The organism is Promicromonospora soli (assembly GCF_014653785.1).
Classification (GTDB): domain Bacteria; phylum Actinomycetota; class Actinomycetes; order Actinomycetales; family Cellulomonadaceae; genus Promicromonospora; species Promicromonospora soli.
Map to the genome: position 1 here is coordinate 337,816 of NZ_BNAS01000001.1, position 17,652 is coordinate 355,467.

General features: G+C 71.9%; 16 protein-coding genes. 6 read left to right on the top strand and 10 right to left on the bottom strand.

The window, feature by feature from the left end:
- Positions 1-17 precede the first annotated feature (17 nt).
- Positions 18-1,889: an OmpL47-type beta-barrel domain-containing protein gene (locus IE250_RS01530; protein ID WP_189667503.1), complete on the top strand. Its 1,872-nt coding sequence runs from the start codon at positions 18-20 to the stop codon at positions 1,887-1,889.
- A 184-nt stretch (positions 1,890-2,073) separates the two neighbouring features.
- A complete protein-coding gene (locus IE250_RS01535) occupies positions 2,074-2,967 on the top strand; it encodes an alpha/beta fold hydrolase (RefSeq protein WP_189667504.1) in 894 nt (297 codons plus the stop codon).
- 131 nt (positions 2,968-3,098) lie between these two features.
- Here the strand turns inward: IE250_RS01535 and acnA are convergent, their stop codons facing one another.
- The 4 genes from acnA to IE250_RS01555 all read right to left on the bottom strand — a co-directional run bounded on the left by acnA (position 3,099) and on the right by IE250_RS01555 (position 10,260).
- On the bottom strand, positions 3,099-5,861 hold the full coding sequence (acnA, locus tag IE250_RS01540) for an aconitate hydratase AcnA (protein ID WP_189667505.1): 2,763 nt from the start codon (positions 5,859-5,861) through the stop codon (positions 3,099-3,101).
- A 142-nt stretch (positions 5,862-6,003) separates the two neighbouring features.
- Positions 6,004-6,765 carry an SGNH/GDSL hydrolase family protein gene (locus IE250_RS01545; protein WP_189667506.1) on the bottom strand — a complete coding sequence of 254 codons (762 nt, stop codon included), beginning with the start codon at positions 6,763-6,765 and terminating at the stop codon, positions 6,004-6,006.
- Positions 6,766-6,813: 48 nt separating this feature from the next.
- Positions 6,814-8,214, bottom strand: a complete 1,401-nt coding sequence (locus IE250_RS01550; protein ID WP_189667507.1) for a class I SAM-dependent RNA methyltransferase — start codon at positions 8,212-8,214, stop codon at positions 6,814-6,816.
- A gap of 48 nt (positions 8,215-8,262) precedes the next feature.
- Positions 8,263-10,260: an APC family permease gene (locus IE250_RS01555; RefSeq protein WP_189667508.1), complete on the bottom strand. Its 1,998-nt coding sequence runs from the start codon at positions 10,258-10,260 to the stop codon at positions 8,263-8,265.
- Positions 10,261-10,347: 87 nt separating this feature from the next.
- Here IE250_RS01555 and IE250_RS01560 point away from each other — a divergent pair, with 87 nt between their 5' ends.
- Positions 10,348-11,001: a potassium channel family protein gene (locus IE250_RS01560; RefSeq protein ID WP_189668275.1), complete on the top strand. Its 654-nt coding sequence runs from the start codon at positions 10,348-10,350 to the stop codon at positions 10,999-11,001.
- Positions 11,001-11,666, top strand: a complete 666-nt coding sequence (locus IE250_RS01565; RefSeq protein ID WP_189667509.1) for a potassium channel family protein — start codon at positions 11,001-11,003, stop codon at positions 11,664-11,666. The genes IE250_RS01560 and IE250_RS01565 overlap by 1 nt, the downstream gene beginning before the upstream one ends.
- Here IE250_RS01565 and IE250_RS01570 read toward each other — a convergent pair.
- From IE250_RS01570 to dut, 4 genes are all read right to left on the bottom strand, one after another.
- Positions 11,663-12,430 (bottom strand): DUF3159 domain-containing protein, encoded by a 768-nt coding sequence (locus IE250_RS01570; protein ID WP_189667510.1) that lies wholly within the window; start codon positions 12,428-12,430, stop codon positions 11,663-11,665. The two genes, IE250_RS01565 and IE250_RS01570, sit on opposite strands and share 4 nt — an antisense overlap.
- A 55-nt stretch (positions 12,431-12,485) precedes the next feature.
- The gene (locus IE250_RS01575) at positions 12,486-12,866 is read right to left on the bottom strand and encodes an OB-fold nucleic acid binding domain-containing protein (protein ID WP_189667511.1); all 381 of its coding nucleotides are present in this window, start codon (positions 12,864-12,866) and stop codon (positions 12,486-12,488) included.
- A gap of 15 nt (positions 12,867-12,881) precedes the next feature.
- A complete protein-coding gene (locus IE250_RS01580; protein WP_189667512.1) occupies positions 12,882-13,607 on the bottom strand; it encodes a DUF3710 domain-containing protein in 726 nt (241 codons plus the stop codon).
- Positions 13,608-13,737: 130 nt separating this feature from the next.
- Positions 13,738-14,214, bottom strand: coding sequence for a dUTP diphosphatase (gene dut, locus IE250_RS01585; protein WP_229872043.1), 477 nt, complete (start codon positions 14,212-14,214; stop codon positions 13,738-13,740).
- Positions 14,215-14,292: 78 nt separating this feature from the next.
- Between dut and IE250_RS01590 the strand changes: the two genes are divergently transcribed.
- Entirely contained in the window at positions 14,293-14,736 is a 444-nt protein-coding gene (locus tag IE250_RS01590) for a DUF3093 domain-containing protein (protein ID WP_189667513.1), read from the top strand.
- A 92-nt stretch (positions 14,737-14,828) separates the two neighbouring features.
- On the opposite strand, the gene IE250_RS01595 is transcribed toward IE250_RS01590, so the two are convergent.
- Together IE250_RS01595 and IE250_RS01600 are read right to left on the bottom strand one after the other, a co-directional pair.
- Positions 14,829-15,128 carry a DUF4193 domain-containing protein gene (locus IE250_RS01595; protein WP_116675819.1) on the bottom strand — a complete coding sequence of 100 codons (300 nt, stop codon included), beginning with the start codon at positions 15,126-15,128 and terminating at the stop codon, positions 14,829-14,831.
- Positions 15,129-15,435: 307 nt separating this feature from the next.
- The gene (locus IE250_RS01600; RefSeq protein ID WP_189667514.1) at positions 15,436-16,299 is read right to left on the bottom strand and encodes an inositol monophosphatase family protein; all 864 of its coding nucleotides are present in this window, start codon (positions 16,297-16,299) and stop codon (positions 15,436-15,438) included.
- Between the two features lie 120 nt (positions 16,300-16,419).
- On the opposite strand from IE250_RS01600, the gene sepH reads away from it, so the two are divergent.
- Positions 16,420-17,646: a septation protein SepH gene (gene sepH, locus IE250_RS01605; protein ID WP_189667515.1), complete on the top strand. Its 1,227-nt coding sequence runs from the start codon at positions 16,420-16,422 to the stop codon at positions 17,644-17,646.
- Positions 17,647-17,652: the final 6 nt, after the last annotated feature.

The window sequence follows — 17,652 nt, forward strand, 5'->3', positions numbered from 1 at the left end:
AGATGAGAGGCGCCCCCATGTTCAGACAGAAGCTGTCCCGCCTGCTCGCCGCTGCCGCGGCCGGCGCACTCGTGGCGCTGCCGCTGGCCTCGACCGGGGCCACCGCCGTGGAGTACCGCGGCGACGGCGTGACCGCCTGGTCCACCGCTGAGGTGGCGGACCAGGCCGCAGCGGACCAGGTCCTCACCTGGACCGCGAACGCCGGCGTCTCGGCGTACGCCTCGGCGCCGGCCACGGCGACCGCCGGGGCCGCCACCGTGGTCTTCGAGAACAGCGTCGCCACGGGCAACAACATCGGCATGTCCCACACCCTGACGTTCGACACCAGCACGCCGGGGTACAACCACGACGTCACCCTGGACATCCTGGCCAACCCCCTGGACAACAACGGCGGCCGCTACGAGGCCGAGGTCGTCCTGACCCCGGGCACCTACCGGTACTTCTGCGCGATCCCGGGCCACGGCACGATGGTGGGCGAGCTCGTGGTCACGGAGGGGCCGGGCGAGGACACCACCGCCCCGGTCGTCACGGCGCAGGTCGCCGGCCAGCAGGACGCCGACGGCGCGTACATCGGCTCGGCCACCGTGAGCCTCGCGGCCGAGGACGACAGCTCGGGCGTCGCCTCCGTCGAGTACTCGGTCGACGGCGGCGCGTACGTCCCGTACACCGAGCCGGTCGTCCTCGACCAGCCCGGCATGTACATGCTGGAGCACCGGGCCACGGACAACGCCGGCAACACCTCGGACCCCGGGACGGTGCACGTGGTGGTCGTGGCCGCCGACGGGGAGGACACGACGGCGCCCGTCGTCACTCCCGAGATAACGGGCGAGCTCAACGACGACGGTGCCTACGTAGGGTCCACGACCGTGAACCTCACGGCCCTGGACGCCGGCTCGGGCGTGGCCACCGTCGAGTACGACGTGGACGGGGCGGGGTACGCGACCTACACGGGCCCTGTCGTCGTCGACACGCCGGGCGAGCACACGGTGGCCTACCGGGCCACCGACAACGCCGGCAACACGTCCCAACCCGGTTCGGCGACGTTCACCGTCGTCGAACCGTCGGCGGAGGACACCACGCCACCGACCGTCACCACCCAGGTCACGGGCGAGCAGGACGGCGGCGGCGCGTACATCGCCTCGGCGACGGTGGCGGTCCTGGCCGAGGACGCCGGAACGGGGGTGGCGGGGGTCGAGTACAACCTGGACGGCGCCGGGTACGTGGCCTACACGGCCCCGGTCGTCGTCGACGTCACAGGCCCGCACCGGCTGCTGTACCGGGCCACCGACAACGCCGGCAACACCTCTCCACCGGGCTCGGTGGAGCTGGTCGTCGTCGGCGGCAGCGATCCGCCGGACCGGACGCCGCCGATCGCGTCGGCGCAGGTCGACGGGGAGCAGGACGAGCTCGGTGCCTACATCGACTCGGCGACGGTGTCCATCAGCGCCCGGGACGACGAGTCCGGGGTGGCGTTCATCGAGTACGCGCTCAGCGACACCGCCTTCCGGGAGTACACGGGCCCGTTCGACGTCACCGGCTCCGGGGCGCACGAGCTGCGGTACCGGGCCACCGACAACGCCGGGAACGTCACCCGGACGGGGACGCTCAGGTTCTCCGTGTCGCGGGAGGGCATCGACGCCTGCCCGGTCTCCGACGAGCGCCCGACGGTGATCATCTCGGATGTGGACAGCAAGGTGGCCAACGTCGACACCGGCAACGGGTGCACCGTTGCCGACCTCATCGACGCGGACGGGCCGTGGGTCAGCCACACCGCCTTCGTGAGCCACGTCGGCCAGGTCACCGACCGGCTCAGCACGGCCGGCGTCCTCACCACGAGGCAGGCCGACAAGCTGGTGGCCGCGGCCAAGCGGTCCGACGTCGGGCGGTAGCCAAGCAGAACGGTCGGCAAATGGTCAGGAGATCGGCAGTCCGAGCTGCCGATCTCCTGACCATTTGCCGATCACCGGGCCCTGGGCCGCCTGGGAACCGAAAGAAACTGTACGACCGTTCGGACAGCGTGCTAGTGTCCGAACGATCGTACGGACAGTTTCTTCAGCACCCAAGGAGCGCACCATGCCCCCCGCCCTGCGCGTCACCGCCGCCTCGCTCCGGGCCCTCGCCCGCATCGCGCCGCCGCTCGCGGCCGAGGTCGCGACCCGGCTCTACTTCCGCGTCGGGCCGCCTGCCGCGGTCCGCCCGCAGGAGCGCGCGGTCCACGAGGCGGCACGCACCAGCACGATCCGGCACCAGCGCATGGCCACCACCGGGCGCAAGCCTGTCGACGTCGTCGTGTACACCTGGGGCGAGACCGACGCGCCCGGCGTCCTCCTGGTGCACGGCTGGCAGTCCCGCGCGTCGTTCTTCGCGCCGTTCGTCGAGGACCTGCTGGCGGCCGGCCTGCGCGCCGTCGCCTACGACGCGCCCGCGCACGGCGACTCGGGCGGCCGCCGGCGAACGATCGTCGACGACGTGGCGATCATCCACCGCCTGTCGGACGCCGAGCCGGCCGCGTGGGCGGGTGTCGTCGGCCACTCCGCCGGGGCCCTCGCCGGCGGCGTCGCGCTGGCGGACGGGGTGGCGGCGCGCCGGTTCACCAGCCTGTCCGGCGTCTCGTCCGCGTCCGCGCTGGCCGAAGGGTTCTTCGCGCTCGCCGGCCTGCCGCCGAGCCTGCGCCCGCAGTTCGACGACGTCGTCCGCCGCCGCAGGTTCCCCGACGTGCCCGACGTCTACGAGCGGTACGACCTCACGCGGCGGCCGGTGCCCGGCGCGGTCCCCGCCCTGTTCCTGCACGACACGGACGACCGGCAGGTCCCGTATCGCCATGCCGAGCTCCTGCTCGCGGTGCACGCAGACTCCGCGGAGCTGGTGACCACCACAGGCCTCGGCCACAACCGGATCGTCCGGGACCACGCCGTCCGCGGCCGCGTCGTCGACCACCTCACAGCCCCGGTCCCCGCTGACGCCTAACCACCACCATGTTGTGGGCGCGATCGTTGCGACTACGCGCCCGTTTTAGGCGCAACGATCGCGCCCACAACGAAGGGTTCCTCGACAGGCTCGACCACCGGTGGTCGAGCCTGTCGAGACCCGGTACTACCTCACGCGACCAGCGAGCGCAGCACGTACTGCAGGATGCCGCCGTTGCGGTAGTAGTCCGCCTCGCCCGGGGTGTCGATGCGGACCACGGCGCCGAACTCGACCTGCGAGCCGTCGGCCTTGGTCGCCGTGACGTTGACCGTCTCGGGCGTGATGCCCTCGTTCAGCGCCGTGACGCCCGTGATGTCGAAGGTCTCAGTGCCGTCCAGGCCCAGCGACTCGGCGCTCTGGCCGACCGGGAACTGCAGCGGCAGCACGCCCATGCCGATGAGGTTCGAGCGGTGGATTCGCTCGAAGCTCTCGGTGATGACCGCCTTGACGCCCAGGAGCGCGGTGCCCTTGGCGGCCCAGTCACGCGACGAGCCGGAGCCGTACTCCTTGCCGCCGAGCACCACGAGCGGGGTGCCGGCCGCGGCGTAGTCCTGCGCGGCGTCGTAGATCGTGTCCTGCGCGCCCTTCACGAAGTTGAAGGTGAAGCCACCCTCGACGCCCGCGCCGTTGTTCTCCGAGGCCAGGAGCTGGTTGCGCAGGCGGATGTTCGCGAACGTGCCGCGGATCATGACCTCGTGGTTACCGCGGCGGGAGCCGTACGAGTTGAAGTCGCGACGGCCCACGCCGTGCTCGGCGAGGTACTTGCCCGCCGGGCTGTCCGGCTTGATCGAGCCGGCCGGGCTGATGTGGTCGGTGGTGACCGAGTCGCCCAGCTTGGCGAGCACGCGGGCGCCCGTGACGTCGGCGACTGGCTCCGGCGTCATGCCCATGCCGTCGAAGTACGGGGGCTTGCGCACGTAGGTCGACTCGGGGTCCCAGGAGAACGTGTCGCCCTCGGGAGTTTCCAGGGCGGCCCAGCGCTCGTCGCCCTTGAAGACGTCGGCGTAGTCCGACTCGAACATCTTGCGGTCGATCGAGGACGCGATCGTCTTCTCGACCTCGTCCGGCGAGGGCCACAGGTCCCGGAGGAACACCGGCTTGCCGGCCTCGTCGCGGCCCAGCGGGTCGTGCTCGAAGTCGAACTCCATGGTGCCGGCCAGGGCGTACGCGATGACCAGCGGCGGGGACGCCAGGTAGTTCATCTTGACGTCCGGGTTGATGCGGCCCTCGAAGTTGCGGTTGCCCGACAGCACCGAGACGACCGACAGGTCGTGCTCGTTGACGGCCTCCGAGACCTTCTCGTCGAGCGGGCCGGAGTTGCCGATGCAGGTGGCGCAGCCGTAGCCCACCAGGTGGAAGCCCAGCTTCTCGAGGTACGGCCAGAGGCCGGCCTTCTCGTAGTAGTTGGTCACGACCTGCGAGCCCGGCGCCATGGAGGTCTTGACCCACGGCTTGGACACGAGGCCCTTCTCGACGGCGTTCTTCGCGAGCAGCGCCGCGGCGATCATGACCGACGGGTTCGAGGTGTTGGTGCAGGACGTGATCGAGGCGATCGCGACGGCGCCGTGGAACAGGTCGAACTCCTTGCCCTCGCTGTTCGTGACGTGCACGTGCTTGCGGCCGTTCGGCGTGATGGCCGGCGAGTCGGACGCGGGGAACGACTCCTTCTCGGCCTCGTCCACCTGGTCCGTGACCTCGGGCGCGTAGTTCGGCAGGTCGCGCGTGAAGGCGCTCTTGGCGTGGGACAGCTCGATGCGGTCCTGCGGGCGCTTCGGCCCGGCGATCGAGGGCACCACGGTCGACAGGTCGAGCTCGAGGTACTCGGAGAACAGCGGCTCCGGCGTCTCGGCGTCGAGCCACAGGCCCTGCTCCTTGGCGTACGCCTCCACCAGCGCGAGCTGGTCCTCGGAGCGGCCGGTCAGGCGCAGGTAGTCCACGGTGACGGAGTCGATCGGGAAGATCGCGGCCGTGGAGCCGAACTCCGGCGACATGTTGCCGATGGTGGCGCGGTTCGCGAGCGGCACCTGGGCCACGCCCTCGCCGTAGAACTCGACGAACTTGCCGACCACGCCGTGCTCCCGCAGCAGCTGGGTGATCGTGAGCACCACGTCGGTAGCGGTCACGGCCGCCGGGATGGAGCCGCTCAGCTTGAAGCCGACGACGCGCGGGATGAGCATCGAGACCGGCTGCCCGAGCATCGCTGCCTCGGCCTCGATGCCGCCGACGCCCCAGCCCAGCACGCCCAGGCCGTTGACCATGGTGGTGTGCGAGTCGGTGCCGACGCAGGTGTCGGGGTAGGCGCGCAGCGCGCCGTCGACCTCGCGGGTCATGACCGTGCGGGCCAGGTACTCGATGTTGACCTGGTGCACGATGCCGGTGCCCGGCGGGACCACCTTGAAGTCGTCGAACGCCGTCTGGCCCCAGCGCAGGAACTGGTAGCGCTCGTGGTTGCGCTGGTACTCGAACTCGACGTTGCGCTGGAACGCGTCGGCGCGGCCGGCGACGTCGATCTGCACGGAGTGGTCGATGACCATCTCGGCGGGGGCGAGCGGGTTGACCTTGGTCGCGTCACCGCCGAGGGCGGCGACGGCCTCACGCATGGTGGCGAGGTCCACGACGCAGGGGACGCCGGTGAAGTCCTGCATGATCACGCGCGCCGGCGTGAACTGGATCTCGGTGTCGGGCTGCGCGTCGGGGTCCCAGGACGCGAGGGCGCGCACGTGGTCGGCGGTGATGTTCGCGCCGTCCTCGGTGCGCAGGAGGTTCTCGGCGAGGATCTTCAGCGAGTACGGGAGGCGCTCCACTCCCTCGACCGCACTGAGCCGGAAGATCTCGTAGGACTTGCCGGAGACCTCCAGCGTTCCCTTCGATCCGAACGTGTCCACGGTGCTCACTGTGGCTCCTTCTGCGGGGCTGACGGGGCGTCGGCTCTCACAGGCGCGGTCATCGCGCAAAGGAGCCTTCGCATGGGTTCCAGGGGGCTTCACCCAGCCTAGGCCGGGCTGCTCAGGCCAGCATAACGCATTTATCTTGACGTCAAGATATCTGCGAGATCACCCGGCGCGCGATCGCTGCGTTGCCCAGGTCGGTGACGTGGACGCCGTCCTCGTGCACGTAGCCCTCCCGCACCACGTCGGGGTCGATCAGCGAGACGTACGTTGCCCCGTGCTTCTCTGCCGCCGCCCGCACCGCGCTGTCGAGGGCGCGAGCCTCCAGCCCGATGGCCCACGGCGTGGACGGCCCGACCGCGACGATCTGCGCCTCTGGGAACCGCTGTGCGGCCAGCGCGTACGTGTCGGCGACCGCCTCGAAGACGCGCGCCGGCCTCGTCCGCAGCTCGCCGAAGTCGTTCTGGCCGCCCGCGATCACCACGACGTCCACGCCCTTGGGGCCCACGGAGCGCAGCTGCTCCCGGTACGAGAGCAGGTCCCGCTCCGGATACCTGCGCACGAAGCCGGTCCCGCCGTCCGCGACGTTGCGCTCGGTCCAGCCCAGCTCGCGGGCCACCAGCGTGCTCCACCGCTTCGCGGGCGACGACGCGCCCTGGCCCACCGTGTACGAGTCGCCGACGAACAGCGCCGTGAGCGGCTCGGTCTCGGCATTCGTCGCCGACGGCGTGGGAGCCGGCGTCGGCGACGGCGACACCGTCGCGACCGGGGCCGACGAGCTGTCCGGCGCCAGGGTGGGCTCGCCGGACGTCATGCCGCCGCCACCCACGATCATGCCCACCGCGACGGCGACGGCGAACGCCACCACCACGGAAATTACGATCCCGCCGACTACCAGCCACCGCTTCACGATGCGCATCCTATGCGCCCGAACAGGGCGCTTTGTCCATCTTGCCCGTCAACCCTGCCGGTCGAGCACGGCTACCGCCTCGACGTGGTGCGTGTGCGGGAAGAGATCGAACGCGCGCACGCCTGTGAGGGTGTAACCGTGCCCGGCGAAGTAGCCGACGTCGCGCGCGAGCGCCGCCGGGTCGCACGCCACGTACACGACGCGACGCGGGACCCGGCCGGCGACGGCGTCCACGACTGCTCGCCCGGCACCGGACCGCGGCGGGTCCAGCACCACGACGTCGGCGTCCGGCACGACGGCCTCGCCCGGGCCGCCCGCCAGCACCCGCTCCACGGATCCCACCTGCAGCTCCACCTGCCCGAACGCGTGCGCGTTGCGGCGGGCGTCCTTCGCGGCCTGGGTGTCGCCCTCGACCGCGACCACCCGTCCGTCGGGCCCGACGGCGTCCGCGAGCGGCAGCGTGAAGAGCCCGGCGCCGGAGTACAGGTCCAGCACGGTGGCCCCGGCCAGCTCGCCCGACGTCGCGCCGGTCGCCTCCAGCACCGCGCCGGTCAGCACGGCCGGCGCCTCGCGGTGCACCTGCCAGAACCCGTCGGCGGCCACGCGGTAGCGGTGCGTGCCCCACGGCCCGGTCACCGTCTCGGTCACCGCGCGGCGGGCGTTGGGCCGACTGTCGGGCTTGCCGCGGCGCCACGGCTCGCCGTCGACCAGCAGCACCGGGTCGCCCTCGGACGGCGCCACGAGCGCCAGCTGCGCGCCCGGCTGCCAGGTGCGGGTGAACACCTCCTCGGCGATCGCGAACGCCGAGAGCTCGGCGGTCGCGAGCGGCATCTTCTTCAGCGCGAGGACGTCGTGCGAGCGGTGCTTGCGCATTCCGGCGCGGCCGTCGGCGTCGGCCACCAGGTCGATGCGGGTGCGGTAGTGCAGGCCGCGGCGCTCGTCGTCACCGGGCGCGGCCTCGACGGTGACCTCGCGGGCCAGCCACTCGGTGTCGATGCGGCCCAGGCGCTGCAGCTGCTCCACGAGCACGTCGGTCTTCCAGCGCCGCTGCGCGGGCAGTGCGACGTGCGACAGCTCGCCACCGCCCACGCCGTCGGCCCCGGCGGCGGGCCAGGCGGGCTCGACACGGTCGGGCGACGCCTGGAGCACCTCGACGGCGTCGGCCCGCCAGAAGCTCGGGCCGCCCTCGGTGACGCGGGCGCGGACGCGCTCACCCGGCAGGGTGTGGCGGACGAAGACGACGCGGCCGTCCAGGCGGGCCACGCAGTGGCCGCCGTGCGCGACGGGACCGACCTCCAGCTCGACCTCGAGGCCCACCTCGGCCGCGGGCGCGGCGTCGCTCACGCGGCGGGCCCGGCCCGGCCGCGGGGAACGCTGCGGACGACGGCGCGGGCGGCCGCCCTGCTCGGGGTCGGCGGGCGCGGTGCGACGGTCGGGGTTGCGGGGCATGCCCCCAGTATCCCCTGCCCGGACGGCTGCCCGTGGCCTACCTGCGCCTCAGAGCCGGCGGCCGTCCATGAACGTGTCGCCCTCGAGGCCGGTCTGGCCCTGCGTCGAGGCGAGCTGCCACGGCACGGATGCCACGACGACCCCGGGGGTGAACAGCAGGCTCCCCTTGAGGCGCAGCGCGGACTGGTTGTGCAGCAGCTGCTCCCACCAGTGCCCCACCACGTACTCGGGGATGTAGACGATCACGAGGTCGCGCGGCGACTCGCGGTGCACCGACCGCACGTACTTGAGCACGGGCCGGGTGATCTCGCGGAACGGCGAGTCGAGGATGCGCAGCGGCACGGGCAGGTCGAGGGCCTCCCACTGGGCGACGAGGCCCTCGATGTCCTCGCGGTCCACGCCCACGGTGACCGCCTCCAGCACGTTGGGCCGTGCCGCCCGCGCATAGGAGAGGGCGCGCATGGTCGGCTTGTGCACCTTGGAGACCAGCACGATGGCGTGCACGCGGCTCGGCAGTGCGCGGGCGGCGGAGACGTCGTCCAGCGCCAGCTCGTCGCGCACCCGGTCGTAGTGCTTGCGGATTCCCTGCATGAGGACGAACAGCACGCCCATGGCGAGGATCGTGATCCAGGCGCCGTGGGTGAACTTGGTGGCCAGCACGATGATCAGGACGGTGCCAGTGAGCGCGAAGCCCATGCCGTTGACCACCCGCGAGCGCTTCATGCGGCTGCGCACCTCGGGGTTGGGCTCGGTGCGCAGCTCGCGCGTCCAGTGCCGCAGCATGCCGAGCTGGGACAGCGTGAACGACACGAACACGCCCACGATGTAGAGCTGGATGAGGCGGGTCGTCTCGGCGTCGAACGCGATGATCAGGACTATCGCGGCGATCGCAAGCGTGATGATGCCGTTCGAGAACGCGAGGCGGTCGCCGCGGGTGTGCAGCTGGCGCGGCAGGTAGCCGTCGCGGCCGAGGATCGAGCCCAGCACCGGGAACCCGTTGAACGCCGTGTTCGCGGCGAGCACCAGGATCAGGCCCGTGACGGCGGACACCGCGTAGAAGGCGGGCGGGAAGCCGGAGAACACGGCCTCGGCGAGCTGGCCGATCACGGGGATCTGCACGTAGTGGTCGGAGACCGGCTCCCCGTTCAGCGTGAGCTGGCTGTGCGGGTCCTCGGCGAACTGGACGCCCGTGGCCTGGGCCAGCAGCAGGATCGAGATGATCATCGTCGAGGAGATGGTGCCGAGAAGCAGCAGCGTGGTCGCGGCGTTGCGCGACTTCGGCTTGCGGAACGCGGGCACACCGTTGCTGATGGCCTCGACGCCGGTCAGGGCGGCGCAGCCGGACGCGAACGCCCGGGCCAGCAGGAACGCGCCCCCGATGCCGATCAGGCCCTGGTCGAAGGCTGCCTCCGCGGAGAGCTCGAACTCCGCGCTCTGGGCCTTCGGCAGGCTTCCCGAGAAGAAGCGGAACGCGCCGGTGACCACCAGGGCCCCGACGATCGCCATGTAGCAGTAGGTCGGGATCGCGAATGCCGTGCCCGACTCCTTGACGCCGCGCAGGTTGACCAGGGTGAGCAGCGCCACGGCGATCACCGCCGCGGTCGCCTCGTTCCCGCGCAGCGCGGGGATGGCCGCGGACGCGTACTGGGCGGCCGCCGAGATCGACACCGCCACGGTGAGCACGTAGTCGACGAGCAGCGCGGACGCCACGCCGATGCCCGCCGACCGGCCCAGATTGGTGGTGGCGACCTCGTAGTCGCCGCCGCCGGACGGGTAGGCGTGCACGTTCTGGCGGTAGGACGCGACCACGATGAGCAGCACCACTACCACCGCGAGGCCGACCCATGGCGAGAACGCCAGGGCGGCCACACCGGCCAGCGAAAGAGTCAGGAGGATCTCGTCCGGTGCGTACGCGACGGACGACAGGGCGTCGGAGGCGAACACGGGCAGGGCGATCCGCTTGGGCAGCAGCGTGTGCCCCAAGCTCTCGCTGCGCATAGGGCGGCCGACGAGCAGTCGTTTGGCCGCATCGACAATGTCCGACACGTTGGAAGACTCTATGCCCGTTGATGGTCGGTAGCGCACCAAAGGCGTCACCGGCGCGGTAGCGTTCCGTCCGTGCACTTCGTGATCATGGGCTGCGGCCGCGTGGGCTCCAGCCTCGCGCAGGAGATCGAGGGCCGCGGGCACTCCGTGGCCGTCATCGACCAGAACCCGGACGCGTTTCGGCGCCTGCCCGCAGACTTTTCCGGCAAGAAGGTGACCGGGGTCGGTTTCGACCGCGACACCCTGGTCCAGGCGGGGATCGAGGACACGTACGCGTTCGCCGCGGTGTCCGACGGAGACAACTCCAACATCCTGGCGGCCCGCGTGGTGCGCGAGACCTACGGCGTGGACAACGTGGTGGCCCGCATCTACGACCCGCACCGCGCCGAGATCTACCAGCGTCTGGGCATCCCCACGGTCGCCACCGTGCGCTGGACCGCGGACCAGGTGCTGCGCCGGATGCTCCCGCTGGGTGCCACCGACGAGTACGTCGACCCGTCCGGCACCGTCCGGCTGGCGCAGATCGACTACCACCGCCGCTGGGTGGGCCGCACGCTGCTCAGCCTCGAGGCCGCCACCGGAGCGCGCGTCGCTTTCGTGATCCGGTACACGACGGCGGTGCTGCCCACACCCGACACAGTGCTCCAGGAGAACGACGTGCTGCACCTGCTCATGACGACCGACAGCACCGCCGTCGTGGAGCGGATGCTCACCGCCGCCCCGCCCGTCGAGGAGGACTGATGCGCGTAGTCATCGCCGGGGCCGGCTCCGTGGGCCGCTCGATCGCCCGGGAGCTGCTCAGCCACGACCACGAGGTCACCATCATCGACAAGAACCCCTCGGCCATGCGGGTCTCGCAGGTCCCCGAGGCGGAGTGGGTGCTCGCCGACGCCTGCGAGCTCCCCGCGCTCGAGGCCTCCGAGCTGGAGCAGGCCGACGTCGTCGTGGGCGCCACCGGCGACGACAAGGTGAACCTCGTGTTCTCCCTGCTGGGCAAGACGGAGTTCGGCGTGCCGCGCACGGTCGCGCGCGTGAACAACCCGAAGAACGAGTGGATGTTCGACCAGTCCTGGGGCGTGGACGTCGCGGTCTCGACGCCCCGCATCATGACCGCGATGGTCGAGGAGGCCGTCGCCGTGGGCGACCTCGTGAAGATCTTCAGCTTCAGCCACTCCGCCGCCGACATCCTGGAGCTCACGCTGCCCGCGGACTCCCGCGTCGCCGGGACGCGCGTGGGCCAGGTGGTGTGGCCGGCCGACGTCACGCTCGCGACCATCGTGCGCGACGGCCGGCCGCTGGCGCCCAGCCCCGACGACACCCTGGAGGCCGGCGACGAGCTGCTGCTGGTCGCCGGCGCGGACGCCGACACGGACGCGCTCCAGAAGCTGCTGGTCCCGAAGGGCTAGCGCTCGGGCCGCCGGCGCACGACGTACCAGGTCAGGTACAGCACGAGCGCCCAGAGCGGCACGCCCAGCAGCAGGTGGAACGTCCCCAGCCACGCGATGTCACCGGCGAAGTAGAGCGGCGTCTTCACCGCGAGGCGCAGGGCGAACAGCCCCACCCAGAGCCAGGTGGCTATCGCGTACATGCGCATCTTCGCCGGGTCGTCCCGCCAGGCCGTCAGGGCGGCGAAGGGCGAGGGCTGGTCGTCCTTCCTCTCCTCGCCGTCGGCGGCGCGGTTGGCCTCCGCCTTCACGGCCTCGGGCGTCAGGCCGGCGCGTAGGCCCTCGACGACGTAGCCGACGGCGGGGCGGCGCGCGACGATCGTGCCGAGCAGCACCACGAGGTAACCGGCGTTGAGCAGCAGGCCGCCCGCGTAGTAGTTCTCCGCCTCGCCGGACCGCCAGGCCCACAGCACGCCGATGGCGATGCCGAGCAGGCCGCCCAGTGCCTGCGTGACGGGCGTGCGCTGTACCAGGCGCGCCACGACGAGCACCAGCGCGGCCACGACCGATGCGACGAGCGGGATCATCAGGTCGGGGGTGAAGATCACGAACGCGACCACGAACACCAGGCCGGGCAGCACGGCCTCCACCAGGCCGCGTACGCCGCCGATCGCCTGGGCTGCGGAGAACTCCTCGCCCGCGAGGGCACGGACGCCGCGCGCAGGAGCGTCCGCTGGGGTGTCTGACGACTGCTGGGGCACGTCGCGACGTGCTGGTTCGCTCATGGGACTCATTGTGCCGTGCTCGCCTGGGTGCTGATTCACCCGACCACGCGCACGGTCACTCGCCCGGCCGCGGCCGGAGCTCGTAGCGCGGGTTGAACATGGTGCGGCGCCCATCGACGTCGCACACCATGCCCTCGACGCGGATCCGGCGGCCCGGCTCGATGCCGTCGATGGTGCGCCGGCCAAGCCACACGAGGTCAAGGGCGCCGGACCCGTCGAAGAGCTCCGCCTCCGTGGTGGGCACGCCCTCGCGCGGGCGCAGCACCACCGAGCGCAGCACGCCGGCTACCTTGCCGCGGGTGCGGACGGGCAGCGACGCGACGGCCTTGCAGCCCACGTTCTTGGAGGCGTCGGAGCGTTCCTCGATGTTCTGGACCTGCTCGTTGGACGCCAGCGTCTCAGCGATGCGGGACTTGAGTGCCGACCGCAGCGACATCAGTGGTTCACCTCGTCAGCCGATCTGGGTGATCTCGGGGCCGCGGCGCAGCGGGCCGAGGTCCGGAACCTGCGGTACGGCGTCCTCCGGGCCGGCAGCGGATGCGGCCGGCTGGGCACCATCCTTCCGCGCCGACTTCGGCAGCGCCAGGGGCAGCAGGTCACGAGGCGGGCGCGGGCTCTGGTCGCGCACCACCACGATGTTCGCGAACACCGACTCCAGCGGCTTGGCCGCCTCGGCGTCGAGCGCCGCCTTGCCCGCGAGGACGCCGCGGATGAACCAGCGCGGGCCGTCCACCCCGACGAACCGCGCGGGCCGCTGGCCGGACTGCCCGTCCGGGCCGGTCACGGGCATGCGGACCAGCAGCTCGCGGCCGAACACGCCGGGCACGTCGTCCACGATCCCGCCCTGCCCGCTCACGGACTGGGCGATCTCGTGCCGGATCTCGTCCCAGATGCCCTCGGTGCGGGGCGCGGCGAAGGCCTGGATCTGGAGGTTCGACCCCTCCAGCGCGGCCGTCACGCCGGTCACCTTCTGCGTCTTCTTGTCGATCTCCATGCGGAGCTCGAGGCCGGGCATCACCGGCAGCCAGATCGCACCGAGGTCGACACGGGGGCCCATCTCCTCCACCTGCGACCGGTCGAACGGTCCGTGCGGCCGCTTCTGCTGCTCGGCCTCCACCGACGCCCACTCGACCGATGCGGGCTCATTCGCCGTGCCTCGTCGGCTGAACAGACCCACAGCCACGCTCCTTCGTAGTTCGGGCGCCCGCGATTGCTTCGCCGGGCGTCGTTATCCGCTCGTTATTTACAGACTAGACCCGTCCAGGGCGGAGTCGGGACGGAAGCCGGGACAGCGTGGCGCCGGGCGTTCAGCGCCCGGCGAAACCGCCGCTGGAGCCGAAGCCGCCGTCGCCCCGCTGCGATCCGGGCAGCGTCTCGGCGGCCAGGAACCGCGCCCGCTCGACCTTCTGGATCACGAGCTGCGCCACCCGGTCGCCACGGGCCAGCTTGACGGCCTCGGTGGTGTCGGTGTTGAGCAGCGTGACCTTGATCTCGCCGCGGTAGCCCGCGTCCACGGTGCCCGGCGCGTTCACGATGGTGACCCCGTGCTTCGCGGCCAGTCCCGACCTGGGGTGCACGAACGCCGCGTAGCCGTCCGGCAGCGCTATCGAGACCCCCGTGGGGACCACCACCCGGCCCTGCGGCGGGATCTCGACGTCGACCGTCGTCACCAGGTCGGCCCCGGCGTCGCCGGGGTGCGCGTAGGAGGGGACGGGAACGTCGTCGAGGAGGCGGATGAGCACGTCGACCGTGCTGCCGTCGTCGGATGGCACAGGGGTGGGCACGCCGGAAGAGTACGCCACCTCGGCGCGTGGCGCCGCAAGAGTGCCCTGCCAGGCGTGCGGGCCTGGGATGATGTCCCCATGACGGCGACCACCCTCACCTTCCACGAGCGTCTTCTGCCTGGTCCCGGTGGCTGGCTCGGCACGGTCGGTCTGGGCGCCATCGCGGCGATCGCGCTGTGGCCGGTGCAAGCGGCGGCGGCAGTCGTCGCCGGGCTGCTGGTGTGCGTGGGATCGGCGGTCGCCCTGGGGGCGACCTCGCCCGTCGTGGAGGTGTCCGACGGCGTCCTGCGTGCCGGGAGCGCCCGTATCCCGGTCGGTCTGCTCGGCGCTGCCGAGGCCCTGGACGTCGCTGCCATGCGGCACGAGCTCGGCCCCGGCCTGGACGCGCGCGCGTACGTGTGCCTCCGCGCGTGGGCCAGGACCGGGGTGCGGGTCGCGCTCGACGACCCGGCCGACCCCACCCCCTACTGGCTCATCTCCACGCGCCGCCCGGAGCTCCTGGTGCAGGCCCTGCAGGGCTGAGCCGGATGCCGGCCCGACCCCGGACACGACGAAGGCTGCCACGCACTTGCATGACAGCCCGGTCGTGTCGTCGGTGCCGAAGGCCTGGTGGATCAGGCGGCGCACTCCGTGCAGATCATCTGGCCGGCCTTCTCGTAGGCCAGCTGGCTGCGGTGGTGCACAAGGAAACAGCTGGAGCACGTGAACTCGTCCGCCTGCCGCGGCAGCACACGTACTGCGAGCTCCTCGCCGGACAGATCGGCGCCCGGGAGCTCAAAGCCCTCGGCCGCTTCGGTCTCGTCCTCGTCCACAACGCCCGATGACTTGTCAGAACGACGGGCCTGCAGCTCCTGGATCGAATCCTGCTCGACATCCTCATCGGTCTTGCGTGGGGCGTCGTAGTCAGTTGCCATGTGGTGTTCTCCGTGAGTAGGTGGTCATGCCGGGAGGTTCGGGTCATCCGGGGGTTCGACGCCACCCCGGCCGGGTCACCGCAAGCGCCGTCGAACGGCGTCCGTTACGGGTGTACGCGCAGATAATGCACACGGCCCCGGTTTTGTTCCCGAGTCGGCCCACGGATTGTGCACCATTTCCGGCAGGCGCGCTACATTTGCACGTGTAACCGAGGTCACGTATGCCCTGACCTGCAACAACGCTTGGATATTCGGCTTTGGGCGGGTTCACCGTGATCACTGCCCGTGGGCGCGTCACATAAAGACGTCACCCTCGTTCGAGGGACCCCGCGCCGTCGGCGTCCGCCGCCTCGAGAATCGCGGTGAGCTGCGCGACGAGGTCGGGCGGGCCCGCCACCGTCATCGCGTTCCCGGCGGGCCCGCCGCGCAGACCCGTCACCACCGCCCCCGCCTCGGTGGCCACTATCGCGCCGGCCGCCATGTCCCACGGGTTGAGGCCCCGCTCGTAGTACAGGTCGATCGAGCCGTCCGCGAGCAGGCACAGGTCGATCGCCGCCGAGCCGAGCCGCCGGATGTCCCGGATCTTCGGCAGCACCTGCGTGAGGACCTGGGCCTGGTGGGCGCGGCGTCCGGCGTCGTACCCGAAGCCCGTGCCCACCAGCGAGGTGCCGAGGGAGGCGGGGGCACCCACCCGGACGGGCACGCCGTCCCGGGTGGCGCCCTCGCCGAGCCCGGCCGACCAGGTGCGCCCGTCGGCGATGCTGTGCACGCACCCGGCCAGGATCGTCCACGAGGCGGGCTCCGGCGGGCCGGCGACCACAGCCACTGACACCGCCCATGACGCGACGCCGTACAGGTAGTTCACCGTGCCGTCGATCGGGTCCAGGACCCAGGTCAGGCCGCTGGTGCCGGCCACGTCGTCGCCCTCCTCGCCGAGGATGGCGTCGTGGGGGCGCTCCGCGGCGATCATCTCGCGCAGAAGCTCCTCCGAGGCCTGGTCCATGACGGTGACGGGGTCCACGTCGCTCGACTTGGTGGCGGCGACCACGACGCGCTCCGGTCTGCCCTCACGCACCAGGGCGCCTGCGGCCGTCGCGAGACGGACGGCGAGATCGCGGAGAGAAGTGACTGTGGCGCCGTCGGGCAGCTCGGGCAGTGCGGGTGAGATCACGTACCCATCCTGCCGCAACCGCCAGCGGCGTACGATCCCGCGGCACACCGACGCGCCTGCGCCGCACTGCCGCCCCGCGATGGCAGGCTCGGCCCACAGGACTACCCCGGGAGGACTGGCATGGACGAGCTGGAGCTGGTACGGCTGCACGAGGACGGTGAACGACTCGTCCTTGCTGCGCGCGACGGCGCCCAGAGCACCCTGCCCATCACCGACGCCCTGCGCGCCGCCATCCGTGGTGACCGCCCGCGCCTGGAGTCGATCCGCGCCCAGGAGGAGTCCACCCTGCGTCCCCGCGAGATCCAGGCCCGCCTCCGGGCGGGCGAGACGTGCGAGCAGCTCGCCGAGGCCTCGGGCCTGCCGATCGAGCACGTGCGGCGCTTCGAGTACGCGGTCATCTCCGAGCGGGAGCACTCGATCGCGCGGGTGCGCGCCAAGGCCGTCCTGACGGACGACGACGGCGCCACCACGCTCGGCGAGGTCGCCGACGAGCGGCTGCGCTCGCGCGGCGTGCGGCCCGACGACGCCGGCTGGAGCGCCACCCGGCAGGGCAGCCACCCGTGGATCGTGCGGGTCGAGTTCGAGGCCGGCGAGCGGACGCGTACCGCCAGCTGGTCCCTCGACCCGCGCGGCGGCTTCGTGACGGCGCTCGACGACGAGGCGCGCTGGCTCGGCCTCCCGGAGGATGACGGCGTCCCGGCCCTCGCCGGGGTGTCCGCCCTGCCGCCGCAGCGGAGCAACCAGCGGTCGTTCCGGACGACGCCGCCCGAGCCCGACGACACCGACCTGCTGCTCGACAACCTGTCGGAGCGGCGCGGCCAGCGGCCCTCGCGCCGCTCGACCCCGGACCCGGAGCGGCCTGACCTGATGGAGCTCGACGACATGGAGCTCGACGACATGGACGGGCCCGACGGGCGCCCGCCCTGGCCGGAGCCCGGGTCGGGGCCGGGTTCCGGCCCGGACGACGCCCCCAGCGAGCCCGCGACGGAGCCCGCCTCGGTCGTCGACCTCGGCGCGCGGCGCAGCGGGGCCCGCCCGAAGATGCCGAGGGTCAAGGTGCCGGACTCCCCCGCCGACCTCGAGTGGGAGGCGCCGAGCCAGTGGGAGATCACGGGCCCGGCGCCGGATACGACGTCCGATACTGCGTCGGGCCCGGCGTCGGGCGCGGCGTCGGGCGCCGAGAGCAGGCCGGAACCCGAACCCGCCCCGAAGCCGGAGCCCGAGCCGGAGAAACCGCCGGCCGAGCCCGCCGCCGCCAAGCGGCCGGCACCGAAGCGCGGCCGCAAGTCGCGCGCGCAGGTGCCGAGCTGGGACGAGATCGTGTTCGGCTCACGCCCGGAGGTCTAGCCCGGG